Here is a 20,821-nt window from a genome sequence, read left to right on the forward strand (position 1 = left end):
CCCGCCCACGTCATCGGGCGAGCCGCACCCCGCACGCGCGTCGGGCAAGGGCGTCCGGCCGTGTCACCGGCGGGCGAGCCCGGTCCGAACCGTTCCGACCGGGTCAGGCGTCGGCGAGGATTTCCCGGTACAACGCCAAGTGCCGCCGCGCGCACACCTCCGGGGCGAACAACTCCCGCGCCCGCGCGGCGAGCGCCGCACCGGCCCGCCCCGGCGCGGGATCGTCGAACAACGCCTTCAAGCACACCGCCAACCCCTCCACGTCACCGGGCGCGGCGAGGGTGGCCGGGTCGCTCAGCATGTCCGCGACCCCACCGGTGTCGGTCGCCACGACGGGCTTGCCCGCCGCCATCGCCTCCGCGACCACCAGCGGCTGCTGTTCCAGGTGCGACGGCAGCACCAGGGCGTCGTGCCGGCGGAGCTGGGCGGGCACGTCGGACCGGAACCCGAGGAAGTCGACCCGGCCCGGCAGGACGCGGCGCGCGTGCTCCTCCAACGAAACCCGCAACGGCCCGTCACCGACCACGGTCAACGAACCGCCGGGCGGCAGCACACCCGGCAACGCGTCCAGCAACGTCGCCAAACCCTTGCGCTCCACCAGAAGCCCGACGAACAGCAACCGCCGCACCGGCCCGGTCGGCGGGCACGGCTCGGGCAGCGCCACGCAGTTGTCGATGTGCGCCAACCGGTGCGCGGGCACCCGCAGCCGCCGCTGGAGGAACTCGCCCATGGCGGGCGCGGGCACGACGGTGCGGTGGACGAACCGGGCCACGCTGGCGTCGGCCGCCAGCACGGTCCGCGTGTACCGGGACGGCCCCTCCGCTCCCGCCGCGCCCCGGAACCAGGCTTCGCTCACGTCGTCCGGCACGCCGTGGTAGGTCTGCACCACCTTGTGCCGCAACCGCAAACCCGCGCTGACCAACCCGGCCCGCCGGTCCTGGGCGTGCACCACGTCCGGCTGCCACGCCCGCAGCGCGTCCCGCGCCCACCGCCCCGCCTTCAGGTCGGTCTTCCCGGCCACCGTCACGGGTTCGTGCAGCCCTTCGATCAACTCGCCGTCACGCGCGGGCGCGGGGCCGAACACCCGCACCTCCGCCTCACCGGACGCGGCCAGCGTCGTGGCCAACCGCACCGTCACGTCCACCGGGCCACCCCGGTCCTGCGTCAGCAGGTAGGCGATCCTCACCGGAAACCTCCCACGAGCTTCTCCACCAGGTTCGCGATCTGCTCGCTCACCCGCACCGAGTCGAACAACAGCTCCGCCCGCCGCCGCCCCATCAGGCCCTCGTCGGCGGTCAGCACGGGGTCGGCGAGCCGCACCGCGACGGCACGCGCCAACGCCGCCTCGTCACCCGCCGCCACGACCGCGCCCGCGTCCCCGACGCTCTGCCGCACACCGCCCACGTCGAACGCCACCACGGACCGCCCGCTCGCCATCGCCTCCAACGGCACCAGGGCCATGCCGTCGGCGCGGGACGGCACCACCACCACGTCGGCGGCGGTGTAGAAGTCGGCCACCGCCGCGTGGTGGCCCCACCACCGCACCGACGGGTGGTCGCAGATCTCCTGCCACTCCTCCCGCATCGGCCCGTCGCCGACCAGCACCAGCCGCGCGTCCGGCACGGCACCCAGCACCGCGGGCCACGCGCGCAGCAACTGGTCCTGGCCCTTGAGCGGCGCCAGCCTGCCGACGCACACCGCGGTCGGCACGTCCGGCAGGCGCAGCCTGCGGCGCGCGGCGACCCGGCTGCGTGGTCGCAACGCCGAGGTGTCGACCCCGTTGCACACCACCTCGGCCGGTGTCCGGACGCCCGCGGCCCGCCCCGCGGCCAGCTCGTCGTCGCTGACGCACACGAGCTGGTGCGTCCACCGCGCCGCGTGCCGCTCCCACACCGTCGCCGCCCGCCGCAGCACGCCCTGCGCGGTCTGGAACGACCACAGGTGCGGCTGGAAGACCGTCGGCACGGCGCCGCGCACGGCCAACCGGCCCGCGAGCCCCGCCTTGGAACTGTGCAGGTGCACCACGTCCGGCCGGAGCGCGGCGAGGCTGCGGCGCAGCAACCGGGTCTCGGCCCACGTGGCGAAACCGGGCGTGCGCCCGGCGGGCCAGTCGTGCGCCCGGATGCCGGCGTCACCCAGTCTGAGCGCGAGCGCGCCCGGTGGGCAGACGACGTCCACCGCCCAACCCAGGTCCCGCTGTGCGGTGGCCAGTCCCAGCACCACCGCCGCCACCCCGGCCTCGACCGGTTGGGTCACGTGCACGATCTTCATCGGCGCACCTCACGCAGCTCGCGAACCGTGCGGCGGTCGGCGAGCAGTGCCGCCGCCGTGTAGCCGAACACCAGCACCAGCCCCTCGCCGACCGCACCGGGCAGCGTGGGACCGGCCAACCCACCGAGCAGGCGGGACAACGCGAAGCAGCACACCGCGCCCGCCGCGACCGCCGACACCGCGCGCCACGGGTGTGGCGGCGCGGTGCCGTCGCGCGCCAGGACCACCCACGTCGGCACGACCACCAGCCACACCACCACCAGTTGCGCGGCGGCCACCGCGACCACGCCGAAGCGGGTCGCCACGCCCAGCGCCACCACCAGCGCCACCAGGTGGGTCAGCTCCAGCACGAGGTAGCGGCGGGCGTGCCCGGCGGCGCGGATCACCTGGTACCACAGGTGGAGGAGCCCGAAGCCGAGCCCGTACCCGCACAGCAGCACCAGCGGCAGCGCCGCCGGCGCCCACCGCTCGCCGAACAGCGCGACCCGGTCCGCCATCGCCGCGACCACCGCGTACAGCCCGCCGGTGACCACCAGCGCGGCGTGCGTGAACCGACCGGCCGCCGCCGCCAGCTCGGTCCGCCGCCCCTCCCGGACCAGCCTGGCGCACAACGGGAACGCGACACCGCCGAGCACCACCGCGACCAGGACGTAGGGCACCCACGCGATCCGGTACGCCAGCGAGTAGACGCCCACCGCCTCCGCGCCGAGGACGTGCCCCACGGCCAGGTAGTCGACGTTGACCAGCAGCACCGCCACCAACGCGCCCGGACCGACCACGCGGATCCACCGCACCGCCTCCACCGCCGCGTCGGGGTCCCACGCCGGCCGCACGCGCACCCCGACCGCCATCCCCAGCAGCGGTTGCGCGACCGCCGTGCACAGCAGCCCCAGCACCAGCGACACCGGACCGGAACCCAGTGCCGCCAGGCCGATCGTGAGCACCGCGCCGAGCACCGCCGCGCCCGCGTCGGGCAGCATCCGCCGCCGGAAGTCCAGGTCCCGGTGCAGCAGGGCGAGCTGGACACCACCCGCCGCGGTGAACGGCAGGCCGAGCGCGGCGAGCCGGACCAGCGGCGCGACCGCCGGCGCGTCCAGCGCCGCCGCGATCGCGTCCGCCGACACGGCCAGCAGCAGCGCCAACGCCACACCCGCCCCGACGCTGAGCGTGAGCATCGTGCCCGCCACCCGGCGCGGGTCGAGACCCGTGCGGCTGATCACGTCGTACACGCCCATCGACTGCACGACCTGGCCGATGTTCACCACCGACACGGTCAACGCGACCAAGCCCAGCCCCTCCTCGGTGAGAAACGCGGCGAGCACGAGCGTGACGGCGGCCTGGCCGCCCTTGCCGACCAGGTTGACCAGGAACAGCCACAGCGAGCCGCGCACCGCACCGGTCACGGCTGTCCACTGAGGACTCGACGACGGGCGTGCAGGGCGATCGCCGCCCACGCGACCACCACGGCGACACCGTCCGCGGTGACGCTCGCCCGGCCGCCGAGCAGCGCGCGGAGCGCGGTGTCCGCGAAGTGCAGGTGGACGAAGGGGACCAGCGCCGCACCGACCGCGACCCCGAGCAGCGGATCGCGGTCGCGCCACCACGCCACCGCCGCGCACACCAGCGCGGGCACGGCGATCAGCACGTCGCCGGGCTGGTGCACCACGCACACCACGACGGCCAGGCACGTCAGCAGGTCCGCCGCCGCACCCCGGTCGCCGACCGCGGCCAGCCGCCGCACCAGGACCGCGCTGACCGCCAGCACGCCGAGCAGGGCGACCAGTTCCGCGCCCGGCGGCAGCCACCCGGTCACCCGGAACAACACCGCCGCCACGTCGACCCGTTGCGCGGTGGGCGAATCCACCGCGCCGTAGGGCGTCGCGCCCGCGTGCTCCAGGTTCCGCCCGACGACGTCCAGGAACGCGCCGACGCCACCACCGCCGACCACCAGCGGCACCACCGCGACCAGGCTCGCCACCGCCGCGATCGCCGTGCCGCCCCACGCCACCCGCCGCGAGCCGCGCACGAACAGCAGCACCGCGAGCGGCAACCCGAACTGGGGTTTGAGCCACGCCAGGGCGAGTGCCGCCGCCGCCAAGCCGGGGTGCGCGCGCCGCGCCAGCAACGCACCCGCCGCGCCCACCGCGATCAGCGGGTTGACCTGCCCCACGTACAACTGGGCCTTGCCCACCTGGCTGGTCACCAGCAACGCCGCGACCACGATCGCGCCCGGCACGAGCGGCGCGCGGACGTGCCCGGCGGCCAGCACCGCGAGGAACACCAGCAGCAGCAACGAGACCAGCGCGAACGCCACCGCGCCCACCCGGTAACCCGGCAACGCGAACGGCGCGTGCAGCAGCAGGTGGTACGGCTGGTAGAGGTTGAACGCCTGCCGCACCGGCCAGTGCGCGAACATCGCCGCCGGGTCGTACGGGTTGCCGCCCGCCAGGAACTCCCGGATCGGGAAGTAGAGCGCGTCCCGGAAGTCCTGCATCCGCTCTTCGGCACCGTTGGCGGGCGTCGGCAGCGGCGCCTCCCAGGACGGCCGCAGCGCCCGCCACGCGCTGAACCCGCCGATCGCCGCCGCCACGGCCGCGATCACCGACCGCCGGTCCACCCCGACCAGTTCCCGCCTCATGCGAGCACCACCGCGACCACCGCCGTGCCCGGGGGCAGCACGCCCACCGCGCCCGCCAACGCCTCGTGCCGACCGGCCCGCGGCGCGACGGCGACCAGCGCGACCCCGTCGCCGGGTTCGAAAGCCTTGTCCGGCAAGCGGGTCGCCAGTTCCTCCGCGCGACCGGTGAGCGCCGGGTCGACCGCCACCACCCGGGCGGGGCGGGCCGCGGCGTCGAGCAACGCGGTCAGCTTCGCCACCAGGTCCGGCGCGTCGTCGGCCAGCACGGGCACCGGGTGCCGGACCCCGGACGCGCTCAGCGCCACCCGCACGGCGTCGTCCACGCGCGTGCGCCGCAGGTGCCGCACGACGGCCAGCGCGACACCGGCCACCGCACCCGCCAGGAGCGCCAAACCCAGTGCCAGCGGCCAGTCCGGCGACACGCGTGCCACGTCGGGCTGGTCCAGCACGCGCAGCTTCGCCGCCGGCGCGAGCAGGTCCGCCTCCACCACGGCCCGCGCCACGGCGGTGGCCTCGACCACCGCCTGACTGGCGGACGGCGCACGCACCGTCAACCGCGCCAGCCCCGACGCGGGCACCAGTTCCACCGTCACGCGCTCCGCCTCGACACCGGTCCGCGCCAGCACGGACGGGCTGCGGGCCAGTTCCACCAGCGCGGGCAGCCCGAGTGCGGTGACCTCGCCGTACTGCGGCGCCTCCGGTGTGGCCGGACCGGCGAGCAACCCGACGCGCGCGCGGTACTCGTCGCCCTTGAGCGCGGTCGCCGCCAGCACCAGCGCGGCCACCAGCACACCCGCGGCAGCGCACTCCAGGACCAAACGCACCGCGCCGACCCGCGTGGCCGGGCGGACGACGTGCCGGACCCAGCCCCTCTCGCGTGGACTCACCGCTGGATCCCCCAGGTGCGCAGGAGTTCGTCGTAGGACCGCATCAACGCGCGCGGGTCGTGGGCGCGGGCGACCGCCGCGCGGCCGGCCGCACCCTCCGCCGCCCGCTTGGCCGGGTCGAAGAGCAACGCGCGCAACGCTCCCGCCGCGGCGTCGGGGTCGCGTGGCGGCACCACCACGCCGCCGCCGCCGATCAACGCCTCGCCGACGCCGTCCACGTCCGTCGCCACCACGGGGAGACCGGCGGCGAGCGATTCCAGCACCGCCACCGGCATCCCCTCCCAGTCGCTGGTCAGCACCGTCACGTCGGCCGCCGCCAGCAGGTCCGGCACGTCCGGCCGGTTGCCCAGGAAGCGCACGCCGGTCAACCCGGCGGCGGCGCGCTCCAACGCGGGCCGCAGCGAGCCGTCGCCCGCGAGCCACAGCTCCGCGCCGCCGCCGATCCGCGCCCACGCGGAGAGCAGCACGTCGTGCCGCTTCTGCGGTTCCAGGCGGGCCAGGCACAACGCGACCGGGACGTCCGGGTCGGCGCCCAGCGCGGACCGCACGGTCGCCCGGTCCACGCGCGGTTCCTGCGGGAACACCGCGTTGGGTATCACCAGCGGGCGCAAACCGTGCTCGCGCAACCGCGTCGCGGTCGCCTCCGCCACGGCGACCACCGCGCGGGACGTGTGACGCAGCAGGCGTGCCGCGCGGGGGTAGTCGGCGTCGGCGAGGCCGTGGCACACGGTCAGCAGCGGCAGCCGGCGGGGCAGCAGCGCCAGCCGGGCGACCACGCTCGCGGACACGTTGTGCGCCAGCACGACCTCGGGCCGGAAACTCGTGACGGCCGCCCTGGTGGCCGCCGCGGCACGCAGCACGCCGACCGGCCGGCGACGCGGCACGGGCACCGGGAAGGTCGGCACGCCCAGCCCGCGCAACGCCTCGGCCCGGTGCCCGCCGCCACTGGCGACGGCGGTACGCCAGCCGAACTCCCCGCCGGCGCGGGCCATCCCGGCGACCAGGGCCTCCGCGCCGCCGGCACCCATCTCACTGATCACGTGGAGCACACGCATCCGTTCCCCTTCGACGCAGGTCGGCCGCGGCGACGACCGCGACCAGCGACCACAACGGCAGGTAGTACTGCTGGGACAGGAAGGTGGAGGCCACGACGACCGCGATCAACGACGCCTGCACGGCCGCCGCGCCACGCCGGTCGCCCGCGCGCAGCACCCGTTCCGAGGCGACCGCCGCGACCGCCAGCAGGCCGGTGAACAGGGCCCAGCCCGGCACACCCAGCTCGGCGGCCACCTCCAGGTACATGTTGTGCGCCACCGGCGACTGCTCGTCCGCCTCGGCGTTGCCGGAGGCGGCGACGTAGCCGTCCCGGAACCCGCCCGGCCCGACCCCGAGCACCGGGTGCTCGGCCAGCATCCGCGCCGCGGCCTGCCACCGCAGCTCGCGGGTGTCCACATTGGTCTCCGCGATGTGCGCCTTCTCCCGCACGGCCCGGTCCAGCAGCGGCCCGCCGAACAACAGCACGCCGAGCGCGACCCCGACGACCAGCACCACGCCGACCAGCACCGCCCGCGCCGGCACCGCGCGCCGGACCACCAGCCACAGCGCGGCGGCGGCCAACGCGAGCGCGCCACCCCGCGAGAACGTCGCCGCCGCGCCCGCCACCAGCACGACCGCGACCGAACCCAGCACCACCGCGCGCCACGGGAACCGGGTCGGCGAACCCGATTCCCGCGGCTGCCACGCGGACCGGCGGTTCCCGCGCGGTTCCCGCCGGTACCGCGTCGGTGGTGCGCCGACCAGGGCGATCAGCAGCGGCAGGGCGGCGACCAGGAAGTAGGCCAGGTCGTTCGGGTCCTCCAACGGCCCGGTGGCGCGCGTCTCGCCCTCCGCCACCAGGCTGTGCAACGCGCCCAGCCCGGCGACCGCCGCACCCGCGACGGCCGAGGCGAGCAGGGCGCGCACCGGCACCTCGCGGGCCGCCACGTCCACCAGGACCACCGTGATCACCAGGAACGGCAGCCAGCGCTGGAGGTAGCCCACCGCGTACGGCCCGCCCACGTGCACCGCCGTGGACGCCAGCAGCACCACCGCGAACGCCGCCAGCACGCCGTGCACCGGGTGCGGTCGCGGCAGGCGGCGCCGGTACGCGCACCGCACCACCCACACCGCGGTGAGCAGCGCGGGCGCGACCTTCGCCGCCTGGGGGTGCGCCGCGAGCAGGTAGCCCTCCAGCGGCGCCAGTGCGACGGTCGCGCACGCCAGGAGGCGCAGCAGCCCGGTCATCCCGCGCGTTCCAGCCGTTCGACGGGCCGCACCCGCAGGTCCGCGCCCAACCGCGCCACGTGCTCACCGGTGCCGACGACCGCGAAGTGCGCGCGCAGGGCGTCGAGCACCCAGCCCAGCAGCTCGACCTTCCGCGTGGCGGGCACCGCCATGCCGGGGAAGAACTCCATGCCGGGCGCGTCGGCCGCGCCGAGCACGTCGGTCGGGTGCAGCAGCAGCGACGGCGACACGCCGCGCAACCGGCACAACCGCAGCGCGGCCCGGAAGTAGCCGCGGGCCAGGGCGGGGGAGACCTGGTGGAGCCGCACCAGGTAGGAGCCGTGGATGGGCACGCGCAGCAGCGGCATGGTGGTCACCGGCAGCTCCACCGGACCGGTGTCCCAGCGGTAGGCGCGGTTGGGCGCGCGCACCCGGTCGAAACCGCCGAACAGCTCGTCGCTGTCCGTTGTGGACGGTGCGGTCCGGTTGTGGTAGTACCGCGCCAGCGGGCCGATCCAGGTCGGCAGCGTGCTGGCGTCGTAGCGGTAGCCGCGCTCGGCGAGCACGGCCAGCAGGTCCGCCGTGACGCTGTAGCCGGGTCCCCGGAAGCCGACCGGGCGCGGCGCGCCTGCGGCGGTGATGGCGTCCTCGGTGCGGACCACCTCCGCCTCCACCTCGGCGCGCGAGTACCGGTGCAGCCACGGCTCGTGGCCGTAGGAGTGGTTGGCGACCTCGTGCCCGGCGGCGGCGATCGCGGCCACGGCGGCGGCGCCGTCGTCGCGCTCGGCGTCCGCGCCGACCACGAACACCGTCGTGGTGAGGCCGTGCTCGCCGAACACCTCCAGCAGCCGGGGCGTGGCGGCGGGCAGGAAGCTCGGCATCCGCTGCCACGCCGGGTCGCCGTGGGTCTTCAGGTACGCCCAGAGGTTGTCCAGGTCGAGGGAGACGCTGGCGACGTTCACACCGCCTCCCGGTCCGGCACGGCGGGCGTCGCGACGGGCCGCGCGGCCCGGCCGAGCACCAGCACGCCCAGCACGACGAGCCCGACGCCCGCCGCCACCCACCACTCGCGGCCGGGCGTGATCCGGTCGCCGAGCACCAGCAGGCCGACCGCGGAGGTGACGACGACGGTCACCGAGTCCATCGTGGCGACGGCGGACGTGGCGGAACCGCGTTGCAGGGCGACCGCGAGGCACGTCTGCCCGACCAGCGCGGCGGCGACCATCAGCCACAGCAGCGGGCGCAAGGGCAGTTCCGGCAGCGGTTCGTCGGCCAGCGACCGGCCCACGACGGCCACCACCGCGTACGCCACGCCCGCCGCGATCGCGATCGGCATCAAACCGGTCGCCCGGCGGGACACCGCGAACACCGCGACCAGCGGCAGGCCCAGCACCAGGAAACCGATGCCGGTGGGTATGTCGGCGGCCACCGACGACGCCGCCGCGCCCGCCAGCAGCACCAGCCCCAGCGCCATCGCCACCAGCACGGCCACCTCCACCGGCCGCACCCGCCAGCCCAGCGCGAGCACGCCGAACGCGGTGGCGACGCCGACCGCGCACGACGAGCCGGCCTGCACCAGGTACAGCGGCAGCTCGGCGCGGGCCAGGAAGGCGAGCGCGAAACCGCCGACCTGGCCGGTGAACCCGAGCAGGTACAGCCGGTCGGCGGCCAGGCGGGCGAGCAGGCCGAAGCCCCGACCGGGCGCGGCGCGGCGGGCGGCGACGGTCTGCGCCACGATGCCCAGCGCGTACATCGCCGTGGCGGCTGCGAGTGCGAGATATCCGGGCACGCGGTTACTCCCGTGGAAATGGAATTCGACGGGCGGCAGCGTACGACCCGGGAAATGGCTTCCCGATCGAGCGATATTCTAATTACTCGAACGAGTGACGAAGTACATTTCGACGCAGCGGAACGTTACTGACCAGGTCGGTGTTGTCCGCGAATTGGTCGATGGCGCCGATCAGCGGACGTCGCCGCAGCGCCGGGTCGGTGATGCCGTCGATCAACGCGCGGGCGAACCGGTCGGTGCGCAGCACGCGGTACGGGCGGTGGTGGTACGGGCCCGTCGACGGGTCCAGCGGCGCGGTGAGCCCCAACGCGTTGTGCGCTTCCGCCAGCGCCGTGTACGCGGCGGCCAGGTGTGCTTCACGCGTGTGCCAGTCGGTCGCCGCGAGCACCGCCCGCAGCACCGGTGCCAGGTCCGTCGGCAGCAGCCGGAACGCGCTGCCCAGCCACTTGGCGTAGGGCGGGTACCGGCGGTGCGCGAGCAGGGCCAGCCGCACCAGGTCCCGCACCTGCCGCGCGGCGACGATCGCCGAGCCCAGCTCGTCGCCGACCTCGCCGCACCGGCCGACGAACGCCTCCTCCTGACCCAGCCGCTGCCACTGGCACGCGAGCACGTACCGCCACACGTCGTCCGGGTACCACGCCAACCGCTCCCGCGCGTCGCTCAGGACACCCGAGGGGTCGTGGAACACCGCGCCGCCGGTGACTTCGGCGAGCGTTTGCGCGGGCGTCCCCAACCAGTCCGCCGTGGACACACCGGCCCGCGGGTCGAACCCGAGGTGCGCGGCGAACCAGGCGGCCGGGGTGGTCACCTCCACGCGGTGGTCCACCGGGCCGTTCGTGGGCGTCATCACGCCGATGCCGTCGCCGACGAAGTGCGTCGGGTGGCCCAGGAACTCCTTGGGCAGGTCCTCCCGCAACGCCGCGTGGATCGCCGGGCCGCGGTCATCGCCGTCCGCGAGGAACAGTTGGACGCGCGGGCCCCACTCGTGGTCGGCGGAGCGCGCGGTGTCGAACCCCAACACCTCCGAGCCGCCGCCGACGCGGGCGGCGGAGTGCGGCACGTCCCCGAACCGCGCCACCACGGCCGGCCACACGGCTTCCCGGTAGAAGCGACGGGACAGCTCCAGCCCGGGTATGAACACCCACCCGATCATGCCGTCGCACCCGACCCAACGCAGCCGGTTTTCCAGCCGGTCCCCGCCCCGCCTCCGCCCCGCCCCCGCGCCGACCTCGGCCCTGGCCTGCGCCGCCTCCGCTCCGGCCCCGGCCTCGCATCCGGGCACCAGACCCGGCCCGCAGACCCGGCCCGCGGTCCTGACACCAGGGCATCCCGCCGCCCCCCGCACTGCCGCGCCGCCCCGGTCCTGCCCCCCCACAGCCCCCGCCCCCGGCCCACTGCGCGCCAGCGGCCCCGTCGCCCGGCCCGTAGTCCGGCCGCCCCGCGCCGCCGCTCGCGGCCCCGCCGCTGCGCGCCACCGCTGTCTCACCCCGCGCCGCCCTCGCCGGCCGCACCGATACGTCGCCCGGTTCGCTGCGCCGCGCACAGTCCCGGCCTTCAGCACCGGCTGCCCCTCGACCGGTCGCCCCGCCCGGCGCAGGAGTGCCAGGGCCGTTCCCCGACACCCGCGGTCAGGGGAGTGGCAGGTCCGGCGGGATCTGGAGGGCCACGTTGATCAACGCGTGCACCCGGTTCGCGATCGCCCCGAGCAGGCCCTGCAACTCGGGCGACGCGGCCTCGGCCGCCGCGTGCAGCACCTGGAGGTCGGCGTCGATGCGGTGCAGGATCGCGCCCACGTCGGTGGTGCCGCGGGCGAGCGCGGCGGCGATCTCGTCCAGCGGCAGGCCGTGCACCTCCAGCCGCTGCACGAGGTGGATGCGCTCCACGTCGGCCAGCCGGTAGAGGCGGTAGTTGCCCGCTGTGCGCTGTGCGGGGGCGATCAAGCCGAGCTGGGTGTAGTAGTCGACCGTGCGGATGCTCACCCCGGCACGTGCCGCCAGCTCTCCGATCCTGATCAACGCCTCGTTCACAAACCATACAGTGCCACGTGCTAGTGTCGGTGTCATGCCTGATCCGACGGATTCCGACGGTTGCAGTAGCGAGCCGGGCGAGCCCCGGCCACATCGCGGCGGTGTGCCGTCGTGTTGATCCTCTACGGCCTGCTGGCCATCATCGCCCTGACCGTCGCGACCGGATATTTCGTGGCGCAGGAGTTCGCCTACATGGCGGTCGACCGCGGTCGTTTGCAGCACATGGCGGAGAACGGCGACAAATCCGCCGGACGCGCCTTCGCCGTGACCAAACAGCTCTCATTCATGCTCTCCGGCGCCCAGTTCGGCATCACGGTGACCGCGTTGCTGGTCGGCTACGTCGCCGAACCGCTGCTCGGCACCGGCCTCGCCGACCTCCTCGGCTTCACCGGCCTGCCGGCCGCCGCACGCCTGTCGGTGTCGCTGGTCGTGGCCCTGGTGTTCGCCACGGTCGTGCAGATGGTCCTCGGTGAACTGCTGCCGAAGAACCTGGCCATCGCCGAACCGGAGGCGCTGGCGAAGTTCCTGGCGCCGTCCACCGCCGTGTACCTGAAGGTGGCGGGCCCGGTGATCCGGTTGTTCGACGCCTCGGCGAACCGGCTGCTGCGCGCCGTCGGCATCGAGCCCGTCGAAGAGCTGCCGCAGGGCGCGACCTCCGAAGACCTCGTGCAGATCATCGGCACGGCGGGCGCGGAGGGCCACCTGGACCCCGAGCTGACCCGCCTGCTCGACCGCGGCTTGGACTTCCGGGGGCTCACCGCCGACCAGGCGATGACGCCCCGCGTGGCCGTCCACACCGTCCGCGCCGACGAGCCGGCGTCCCGCGTCGTGGAGCTGCTCGACGTCGGCCACTCCCGCTTCCCGGTGGTCGGCCGCGACCTGGACGACCTGGTCGGCGTCGTCGGCCTCGCCGAGGTGCTGACCGTGGCGCCGGAGCACCGGTCGAGCACGTCGGTGCGGGACATCGCCGCGCCCGCGCTCGTGGTGCCCGCCTCGCTGCCGCTGCCCGTCGTGCTGGAGCGGTTGCGGTCGGCGCGTCGGCAGCTCGCGTGCGTCGTGGACGAGTTCGGCGGCTTCGCCGGTGTCGTCACGCTGGAAGACCTCGCGGAGGAGCTGGTCGGCGAGATCCACGACGAGGACGACGTGGTGCGCGAGGGCGTCCGCCGCCAACCCGACGGCTGGTGGTCGGTGCCCGGCCGGTACCGGATCGACGAGATCGCCGACGCCACCGGGATCGAGCTGCCGTCCGACGAGAGCTACGACACCGTGTCCGGCCTGGTGCTGCACCGGCTGGGCCGCACCGCGCGGCCCGGTGACGAACTCGCGCTCGGCGGCGTCGTGGTGCGGGTCGCCGAGGTGTCGCGGCACGTGCCGAGCGCCGTCCTGCTGCACGCCGAGGGGGAGCGGTGAACACCGGTTGGGCGTTGTTCGCGTCGCTGCTCCTGCTGGTGGCCAACGCGTTCTTCGTGGCGGGCGAGTTCGCCCTGATCGCCGCCAAGCGGTACCGCCTGGAGCAGGCCGCCGAGGACGGCAGCCGCGCCGCGCGGGCCGCCGTGGCGGGGTTGCGCGAGCTGTCGGTGATGCTCGCGGGCGCGCAGCTCGGCATCACCCTGTGCACGCTGGGTCTGGGCGCGCTGGCCAAGCCGGCCGTCGCCGACCTGCTGGACCCGCTCTTCCTCGCGGTCGGCCTGCCCACGCAGCTGTCGTACGCCGTGGCGTTCACGATCAGCCTCGTGCTGGTGGTGTTCCTGCACATGGTGGTGGGCGAGATGGCGCCGAAGTCGTGGGCCATCGCGCACCCCGAGCGGTCGGCGTTGCTGCTGGCCCTGCCGTTCCGCGCGTTCGCCCGGTCGGTGCGGTGGGTGCTGACCACGTTGAACCACACCACGAACGGCCTGCTGCGCCTGATGAAGGTGCAGCCGAGGGACGAGCTGTCGCAGGCCGACCAGCCGGACGACATCCGGATGCTGGTGCGCCAGTCCGCCGAGCACGGCCTCATCCCGGAGGGGCAGCAACGCCTGCTGACCAGGATGCTCCAGGTGCGCGGGACGTCCCTGGAGCAGGTGATGGTGCCGCTGTCCCAGGTGGACGCGGTCAGCGTGGACACCGACGCGCACGAGGTCGAAGTGCTCAGCCGCGCCACGGGCCGCTCCCGGTTCCCGGTGCGCGACGAGGGCGGCCGTTTCGTCGGCCTCGTGCACATCAGGGACGTCGTGCGAGCCACGGCAACCGGCACCCGCGCCGCGCGGGACCTGATGTCCGACGTGCTGACCCTGCCCGCGACCCTCCCGGTGCCCGACGCGGTGACCGAAATGCGTGCCGCGCGTGCCCAGCTGGCCCTCGTCGTGACGGACGGGCAGGTGATCGGCATCGCCGCGCTGGAGGACCTGCTGGAGGAGCTGATCGGCGAGTTCGAGGACGAGACGGACTGACGCGCGAGGGCCGACCGCCGCTTCACCGGCGACGGTCGGCCCCGGGCGACAGCCCGCCCTGCTCCTCCCCAGCCGGAGATCACCGCACGTCCGTTCTGCTCGTTCCGTCCCGCTCATGCCATCGCGCGCCACCCACCGCGAGGCGACATGCGCGCCCGGTCAACCTCCGTGCACTGCGGTTCAAGGACGAACGGTCCCCGGCTGCTGGACTGACCCCATGGTCGTCGAGGCGGACTTCGTGGTGGTGGGTGGGGGCACGGCGGGCTGCGTGCTGGCTCGACGGCTGCTGGACCGCACAGAGGGCACCGTCGTGCTGCTGGAAGCCGGCGACCACGACCTGAACCCCGCGATCCACGACCCGCTGCGGATGCACGAACTCTGGGACAGCGCCCAGGACTGGGGCCTGCGCACGGTGCCGCAGCGCGCGGCGGCGAACCGCCCGCTGCACCTGCCGAGGGGTCGGGTGCTGGGCGGTTCCCACGCGTTGAACGCGATGATCCACGTCCGCGGCAACCCGGCCGACTACGACGGCTGGGCGGCGCTCGGCAACGAGGGCTGGGCGTGGGACGACGTCCGGCCGCTGTTCGAGCGGATCGAGGACGGGCCGCTCACGATCCTCCGCGACTACGCCGCCGACCCCGTGCAGGAGTCGATCCTGCTCGCCGCGCAGCAGGCGGGCGTGCCCTACAACGCCGACTACAACGGCGCGGACCAGACCGGTGTCAGCCGGATGCAGTTCACCATCGCCGATGGCAAGCGCCACACCACGGCCCGCGCCTACCTGGGTCCGGTCCTGGACAACCCGAGGTTCACCCTCGTCACCAACGCGCACGTGCGCAAGCTGCTGATGTCCGGCGACCGGTGCGTGGGCGTCGAGTGGACCGAGTACGACCGGGTGCACCGCGTCCGGGCCGCCGCCGAGGTCGTGCTGAGCGCGGGCGCGATCGGGTCGCCGCAGGTGCTGCTGCGCTCCGGCGTCGGTCCCGCGGACGACCTGCGCGCGCTCGGCATCGAGGTCGTGGCGGACCTGCCCGGCGTCGGCGACAACCTCCAGGACCACTGGCTGGTGCCGACCATCTTCAGCGCCGCCAAGCCGATCACGCACACGCCCGGCATCCCGCCCGCGCAGACGCACCTGTTCTGGCGCAGCTCGCCCGGCCTGCCGGCGCCCGACCTCCAGCCGCTCAACTTCAGCGCGCCGCTGTACGAGAAGTGGATGACGGGTCCGGACAACGGGTTCTCGTTGATGGCGGGCCTCGTCCGGCCACGCAGCCGCGGCCGGATCACCCTGGCCGACGTGGACGGCCCGCCGCTGATCGACCCGCGCGTGCTGTCCGAACCGTCCGATGTGGACGCCTTGGTCGAGGCCGTCCTGCTGTGCCAGGAGATCGGGCACGAGCAGGCGCTCAAGGAGTGGGGCGCCGACGAGATGTACCCGGGCAGGCTGGAGCTGCGCGAGTACGTGCGGCGGTCCGTGATCACCTACCACCACCAGGCGGGCACGTGTGCCATGGGCAGCGTCGTGGACGCCCGCCTGCGGGTGCGCGGTGTCGAGGGCCTGCGCGTGGCCGACGCGTCCGTCATGCCGAACATCGTCGCCGGCAACACCAACACCCCGACCGCCATGATCGCGGAGAAGGCGGCGGACCTGATCGCCGGGTGACGGGCGGCTGCGTCGTCGCGCCGCCCGCCACCCGGTCACGACCGGTAACGCGGATTCGTGTTGTGCCACTCGAAACCGCCGCCCATCCACGAGCGGAGCCCGCGCAGGAACCGGTGCAGCTCCGGTGACGGCACGGACGCCAGCTCGCGGTGCAGCGCCTCGAAATCACGGACCAGGTCGTTGTGCAGCGCCACGGTGACCTCCGTCGCCTCGGCCACCGAGCACCGCCGGTCGGCCGCGATCTGGAGCACCATGTTGACGACCTGGGTCTCGTCGGCGGCGTCCTTCGCGACCGACAGGAGGTCGTTCACGAGGACCGACGCCGTGCCCGCCTGGAACGCGGCCCGGCGCACGCGCGGGTCGTAGTACAGGTTCGCGGGCAGTTCGTAGGCGCCGACCGGGTCGATCAACGTCATCGAGGTGTAGAAGCTGTCGTGCTGGCGCGCGGCCAGGTACTCCCAGGCGGGCGGGTAGTCGCCGGTGTGCCGCCACGCGGCGTAGGTGTTCCAGCTGACGAACATCGCGAACGTCGAGTAGCAGACCCGCTGGACCTGCGCCGGGGTGCTGTAGCGGGTGAGGTGGCCGACCGCCGAGCGCAGCGCGACCAGCACCGGGTCGGAGCGCAGCGCCTCGTCCAGCGGTGGCGTGAACTCGCCCGTGGTGGGCACCGGGTCCATGGCGGACATCGCCAGCGCGAGGCGCGGCGGCAACGCGGTCGGCGTCGCACCCATCCCGCTGTCGTCGGCGTACAGGTCGTCGGCGGCCCACCAGGCGGCGTTCAACCGGGCCGCGATGGCCAGGTGGCCCACGTCGCTGCTGTCCGGGTGCGCGAGCACCACCAGCCGCCCGAACCCGGCGCCGCGCAACTGGTCCAGCTCGGTGCCCCGGAAGCCGCACTCCTCGGCCCACGCGACGAGATCGTCCTCGACGGCCTCGGTGAGGACGGGGTCCTGCCGCTCCACGATCGGCACGTAGAGGGGAGGGAAGTTGCCGTCGCCCCAGGGCCGTTCGGCGTAGGCCGGGTCCCGCGGCCCGGCGGCGGTGCCGGAGAGCAGGCTGGTGAGGGCGGACACCACGTCGGCCCCGGGCAGGTCGGCCGCGCTGGGCACACCCGGCAACCCGGGCAACCCGGACCGGCCGAACAGCCCCGGCACCGGTGCCGCGAGCAGCCCCACCCCGCCACCAGGGGACCGGCTCGCACCGCCGGTCGCACGGGGCGAGTCGGGGGCCGCGGCGGGCCGGCTCCCGCCGGCGTCCGGGTTGCGGCCACCGGCTCGCGGCACGTCGGGAGACGCGGTCGGCCGGCCGCTGCCCGGCCCGGCGGTCCCGCTGGTGGGGTGCGGCAGGTCCGGGGGAGCGGTCGGCCGGCTCCCGCCGCCCGATGGGTTGTTGCCGGTGGGGTGTGGCTGGTCGGGCGGTGCGGTGGGTCGGCTCCCGCCGGCGGATGGGTTGTTGCCGCTGGGACGTGGCAGGTCGGCCGGAATGGCGGGGTGACTTCCGCCGGTCGATGGGTTGTTGCCGGTGGGACGTGGCAGGTCGGCCGGAACGGTGGGGCGACTTCCGCCGGTCACCGGGTTGTTGCCGGTGGGGTGTGGCTGGTCGGGCGGTGCGGTGGGTCGGCTGCCGCCGGTCGCCGGGTTGCCGCCGGTGAAGTGCGGCACGTCGGAAAGGACCACCGGTCGACCGGTGCCCCTGCCGGGCTGCGGGAGGTCCGCGGGAACGGAGGGGTGGCTTCCACCGATCGCCGCGGCGGCGGCGCTGGAGTGCGGCACGTCGGGAGGCGCGGTCGGTCGGCCGCCGGCGGTGCCCCCGGTGGGGTGGGGCGGATCGGCGGGGGCGGTGGGCCGGCTCCCGCCGGTCGTCGGATCGCTCCCCGAAGGGAGCGGCGGGTCCGCGGGCGCGGTGAGCCCCCCGGTGCTCCCCCCGGTGGGGTGCGGCACGTCGGCCGGCACGGAGGGGACGCTCGCGCCCGACCCCACCGGTTCGGCACCGCCACCCGCGGGGTGCGGCGGGTCGGCGGGCGCGGTGAGTCGGCCCGGACCCGGTGCGACGAAGCCCGCGCCGACCGCCGAAGCACTCGCGAAGGGGGGAGCGGCCGGTGGTGTCGCCGCGGCGGGCGGGGGCGGGGTGGTTTCCAGCAGGCGACCGATGCGGGCGGCTGAGGTCCCCAGTCCGGTCGGCGTGGTCCAGTCGGCGGTGGCCGCGGCGGTGTCCGTCACATCGGACGAGCCTGGCAGGTCCCCTGCCCGGCAGGCCATACGCCAGCCGGGGCAGGGTTCCTCCCTATCGAGTGGTTCCGCGTGGCCCGTGGACGCGGTCCGTCACAGTTCCCCGGTGTTCATGGTGCGGAGGATGGTGTGCTGGTCGATCCGGTCACCGGTCAGCTCCGCGCACACCTTCCCCTTGTGGAACACCACGACCCGGTCGCACGCCACGACCAGCTCGTCCAGGTCGGTGGAGCACAGCACCACGACCTTGCCCGCGTCGGCCACGCTGCGCAGCAGCGCGTGGATCTCGGCACGCGCGCCGAGGTCCACCCCGCGGGTGGGGTCGTCCAGCAGCAGCACCGCCGGGTCGGCCGCCAGCCACTTCGCCAGCACGACCTTCTGCTGGTTGCCGCCGGACAGCAGGCCCGCCCGGGTGTCCACGTTCGGCGGCTTGACACCAACCCGCCCGGCCAGCTCGCGAGCCGACTCGCGCAGCGCGCCGGTCCGCAGCAGCCGCGCACCGGCCAACGCCACCGGGCGCACCTGGGCGATGTTCTCCCACACCGGCTTGTCCAGCATCAGCCCGACCCGCCGCCGGTCACCGGACACCAGCGCCACCCCGGCCCCGATGGCGGACCGGAAGTCGCGGGGCGCGCCGCCACCGGGCAGCTCGACGGAGCCGCCGACCGGTCGCCGGATGCCCGCCACGACCTCCAGCGCCGTGGTGTGCCCCGAGCCCGCCAGGCCGGCCAGCCCGACGACCTCGCCACCCGCGAAGGACAACGTCACGCCGGCGAGCCGGTCGGGCACCACCACGTCGCGCAGTTCGAGCCGCGCCCCGCCGGGCGTGCCCGTCGTCCGCACGGGCGTGGGCAGGTCCTGCCCGAGCATGGCGTGCACGATCGAGGGGATGTCGAGTTCGGCCCGCGGCCGGGCGTCCAGGACGGTGCGGCCCTCCCGCAGCACGGTGATCTCGTCGCACAGGCTCATCACCTCTTCGAGGATGTGCGACACGAACACCACGGCCACCTCGCGGTCCCGCAGCACGCGCAGGATGTCCAGCAGCCGGGAGGAGCTGTCCTTGTCCAACGCGGACGTCGGCTCGTCCAGGATCAGCACCCGCGGCTGGACGATGAGCGCCTTCGCGATCTCCACGAGCTGCCGCTGCGCCAGCGAGAGCGAGCCGAGCCTCGCCTTCGGGTCGACGTCCAACCCGAGCTGCTCCAGCACGGGCCGGGCCTTGGCCAGCATCGCGGCCCGGTCGGCCAGCGGACCGCGCCGGGGCTCGCGCATCGGGTACAGGTTCGCCAGCACGTCCAGGTCTGGGAACAGGTTCAGCTCCTGCGACACCACGGCCACGCCGTTGGCCGCCGCCTGGGCGGTGCTGGTGAACGACACCTCCGCGCCCGCCAGCCGCAGCGCGCCCGCGTCCGGCGACACCGCCCCCGTGATCACCTTGATCAGCGTGGACTTTCCCGCGCCGTTCTCGCCGAGCAGGGCGTGCACCGAACCGGGGCGCAGGGTCAGGTCCGCCCCGGCCAGCGCGGTGACCCCGCCGTAGGACTTGGTGATCCCGCGTGCGGTGAGTGCGTGCATCAGTTGGCCTCTTCGATGGGCTTGAGGTACTTCGCCGGGTCGGCGAGCTGCTTCTCGGTCTCCGCCTTGAACGCCGCCTTGCGCGAGGTCTCGTCCTTCTGCCGCTCCATGACCTGGTCGATGTTCTCCGCGTTCACCACCAGCGAGCCGGTGTTCCACCAACCCGTGGGCATGGGCTTCTTGGTGCGCGCGTGGTCGGCCAGCATCCGCAGCGCGATGTAGCCCTTCAGCCAGTGCTCGGGCGAGGCGAGCGCGAACACGTAGCCGTCCTTGACCGCCTGGAGGGCCGCGATGTCGGGGTCGCAGGACCCGGCGAGGAACTTGCGGCCGGTGTTCTTCTGGATCAACGCCAGCGACACCGCGTCCTGCGCGCCGACGCCGAGGTAACCCACGGCGTTCGGGTTCGCCTTGACGATGTCGTTCCACTTGTTGAAGTTCGTCGTCGGCTCGGAGCCGGAGTCGAACGGGCCGAGGATCTTCAGCTTGGGCCGCTTGGCCTCGATCACCGACTTCATCCCGTCCAACCGCTGCTGCAACAGCGTGAGGCCGGGGATGGCGTTGCCCAGCACGACGTCGCCGGTCGCGTCCTCCGGCACCTGCTTGACGAACTCCTCGCCGAGCATCTTGCCCAGCTCGGTGTTGCTGTTGCCGATGTAGAGGTCGACCTTGGTGCCCGAGGGCGGGAGGGTGTCCACCGCGACGACGGGGACCTTGAGGTCGGCGGCCTGGTTGAGGGGCCGCACGAACAGGTCGGGGGTCAGCGTCTCCAGGGCCACGCCGTGCGTGGAGTTGCGGATCGCGGACTGGAAGAGCTGCACCTGCTGCGGTCCGTCCACGTTGGACGGAGCGCTCAGCGCCAGCTCGACCTTGCCGGCGTCGTCGGCACCGGCCTTCGCGCCGAACGCCATCTCCTGGAACGGGTTCTGCGTCGACGTGGCGTACACGAACGCCAGCTTGAGCGGATCGTCGGCGGACGGCTCCGCCGAACCGCAGCCGGCCAGCAGACCGGCGACGGCAAGTGCCGCCACGTACCGGTGGGGACGCATCAG

17 protein-coding genes are annotated in these 20,821 nt (G+C 74.5%); 3 read left to right on the forward strand and 14 right to left on the reverse strand.

Annotated features, from left to right (window positions below):
• Positions 1–103 precede the first annotated feature (103 nt).
• From KZQ38_RS32675 to KZQ38_RS32725, 11 genes are all read right to left on the reverse strand, one after another.
• Entirely contained in the window at positions 104–1,186 is a 1,083-nt protein-coding gene (locus KZQ38_RS32675) for a glycosyltransferase family 4 protein (RefSeq protein WP_219447869.1), read from the reverse strand.
• Positions 1,183–2,271 (reverse strand): glycosyltransferase, encoded by a 1,089-nt coding sequence (locus tag KZQ38_RS32680; protein ID WP_219447870.1) that lies wholly within the window; start codon positions 2,269–2,271, stop codon positions 1,183–1,185. The genes KZQ38_RS32675 and KZQ38_RS32680 overlap by 4 nt, the downstream gene beginning before the upstream one ends.
• Positions 2,268–3,674: an oligosaccharide flippase family protein gene (locus KZQ38_RS32685; protein ID WP_219447871.1), complete on the reverse strand. Its 1,407-nt coding sequence runs from the start codon at positions 3,672–3,674 to the stop codon at positions 2,268–2,270. The genes KZQ38_RS32680 and KZQ38_RS32685 overlap by 4 nt, the downstream gene beginning before the upstream one ends.
• Positions 3,671–4,909 (reverse strand): glycosyltransferase 87 family protein, encoded by a 1,239-nt coding sequence (locus KZQ38_RS32690; protein WP_219447872.1) that lies wholly within the window; start codon positions 4,907–4,909, stop codon positions 3,671–3,673. Before KZQ38_RS32690 ends, KZQ38_RS32685 begins: the two co-directional genes overlap by 4 nt.
• Complete coding sequence (locus KZQ38_RS32695; RefSeq protein ID WP_308258704.1) at positions 4,906–5,796, reverse strand: hypothetical protein; 891 nt, start codon at positions 5,794–5,796, stop codon at positions 4,906–4,908. The genes KZQ38_RS32690 and KZQ38_RS32695 overlap by 4 nt, the downstream gene beginning before the upstream one ends.
• Complete coding sequence (locus KZQ38_RS32700; RefSeq protein WP_257902799.1) at positions 5,793–6,851, reverse strand: glycosyltransferase; 1,059 nt, start codon at positions 6,849–6,851, stop codon at positions 5,793–5,795. Before KZQ38_RS32700 ends, KZQ38_RS32695 begins: the two co-directional genes overlap by 4 nt.
• A complete protein-coding gene (locus KZQ38_RS32705) occupies positions 6,826–8,079 on the reverse strand; it encodes an O-antigen ligase family protein (protein ID WP_219447873.1) in 1,254 nt (417 codons plus the stop codon). Before KZQ38_RS32705 ends, KZQ38_RS32700 begins: the two co-directional genes overlap by 26 nt.
• Entirely contained in the window at positions 8,076–9,020 is a 945-nt protein-coding gene (locus KZQ38_RS32710; RefSeq protein ID WP_219447874.1) for a polysaccharide deacetylase family protein, read from the reverse strand. The genes KZQ38_RS32705 and KZQ38_RS32710 overlap by 4 nt, the downstream gene beginning before the upstream one ends.
• On the reverse strand, positions 9,017–9,847 hold the full coding sequence (locus KZQ38_RS32715) for a hypothetical protein (RefSeq protein WP_308258705.1): 831 nt from the start codon (positions 9,845–9,847) through the stop codon (positions 9,017–9,019). Before KZQ38_RS32715 ends, KZQ38_RS32710 begins: the two co-directional genes overlap by 4 nt.
• A gap of 82 nt (positions 9,848–9,929) precedes the next feature.
• Positions 9,930–11,000: a DUF4037 domain-containing protein gene (locus tag KZQ38_RS32720; protein ID WP_219447875.1), complete on the reverse strand. Its 1,071-nt coding sequence runs from the start codon at positions 10,998–11,000 to the stop codon at positions 9,930–9,932.
• A 475-nt stretch (positions 11,001–11,475) separates the two neighbouring features.
• Positions 11,476–11,874 carry a MerR family transcriptional regulator gene (locus KZQ38_RS32725; RefSeq protein WP_308258706.1) on the reverse strand — a complete coding sequence of 133 codons (399 nt, stop codon included), beginning with the start codon at positions 11,872–11,874 and terminating at the stop codon, positions 11,476–11,478.
• 111 nt (positions 11,875–11,985) lie between these two features.
• On the opposite strand from KZQ38_RS32725, the gene KZQ38_RS32730 reads away from it, so the two are divergent.
• The 3 genes from KZQ38_RS32730 (at position 11,986) to KZQ38_RS32740 (ending at position 15,969) form a co-directional block, all read left to right on the forward strand.
• Positions 11,986–13,284, forward strand: coding sequence for a hemolysin family protein (locus KZQ38_RS32730; RefSeq protein ID WP_219447877.1), 1,299 nt, complete (start codon positions 11,986–11,988; stop codon positions 13,282–13,284).
• Entirely contained in the window at positions 13,281–14,306 is a 1,026-nt protein-coding gene (locus KZQ38_RS32735) for a hemolysin family protein (RefSeq protein ID WP_219447878.1), read from the forward strand. Before KZQ38_RS32730 ends, KZQ38_RS32735 begins: the two co-directional genes overlap by 4 nt.
• A gap of 217 nt (positions 14,307–14,523) precedes the next feature.
• Positions 14,524–15,969 (forward strand): GMC family oxidoreductase, encoded by a 1,446-nt coding sequence (locus KZQ38_RS32740; protein WP_219447879.1) that lies wholly within the window; start codon positions 14,524–14,526, stop codon positions 15,967–15,969.
• Positions 15,970–16,004: 35 nt separating this feature from the next.
• Here KZQ38_RS32740 and KZQ38_RS32745 read toward each other — a convergent pair whose 3' ends face one another.
• The 3 genes from KZQ38_RS32745 to KZQ38_RS32755 all read right to left on the reverse strand — a co-directional run bounded on the left by KZQ38_RS32745 (position 16,005) and on the right by KZQ38_RS32755 (position 20,818).
• Positions 16,005–17,045, reverse strand: a complete 1,041-nt coding sequence (locus KZQ38_RS32745; protein WP_372452314.1) for a family 2 encapsulin nanocompartment cargo protein terpene cyclase — start codon at positions 17,043–17,045, stop codon at positions 16,005–16,007.
• Between the two features lie 1,245 nt (positions 17,046–18,290).
• The gene (locus KZQ38_RS32750; RefSeq protein ID WP_219447880.1) at positions 18,291–19,772 is read right to left on the reverse strand and encodes a sugar ABC transporter ATP-binding protein; all 1,482 of its coding nucleotides are present in this window, start codon (positions 19,770–19,772) and stop codon (positions 18,291–18,293) included.
• The gene (locus KZQ38_RS32755; protein ID WP_219447881.1) at positions 19,772–20,818 is read right to left on the reverse strand and encodes a sugar ABC transporter substrate-binding protein; all 1,047 of its coding nucleotides are present in this window, start codon (positions 20,816–20,818) and stop codon (positions 19,772–19,774) included. The genes KZQ38_RS32750 and KZQ38_RS32755 overlap by 1 nt, the downstream gene beginning before the upstream one ends.
• Positions 20,819–20,821: the final 3 nt, after the last annotated feature.

The sequence above is a fragment of the Saccharothrix obliqua genome (assembly GCF_019375475.1).
Classification (GTDB): Bacteria; Actinomycetota; Actinomycetes; order Mycobacteriales; family Pseudonocardiaceae; genus Actinosynnema; species Actinosynnema obliqua.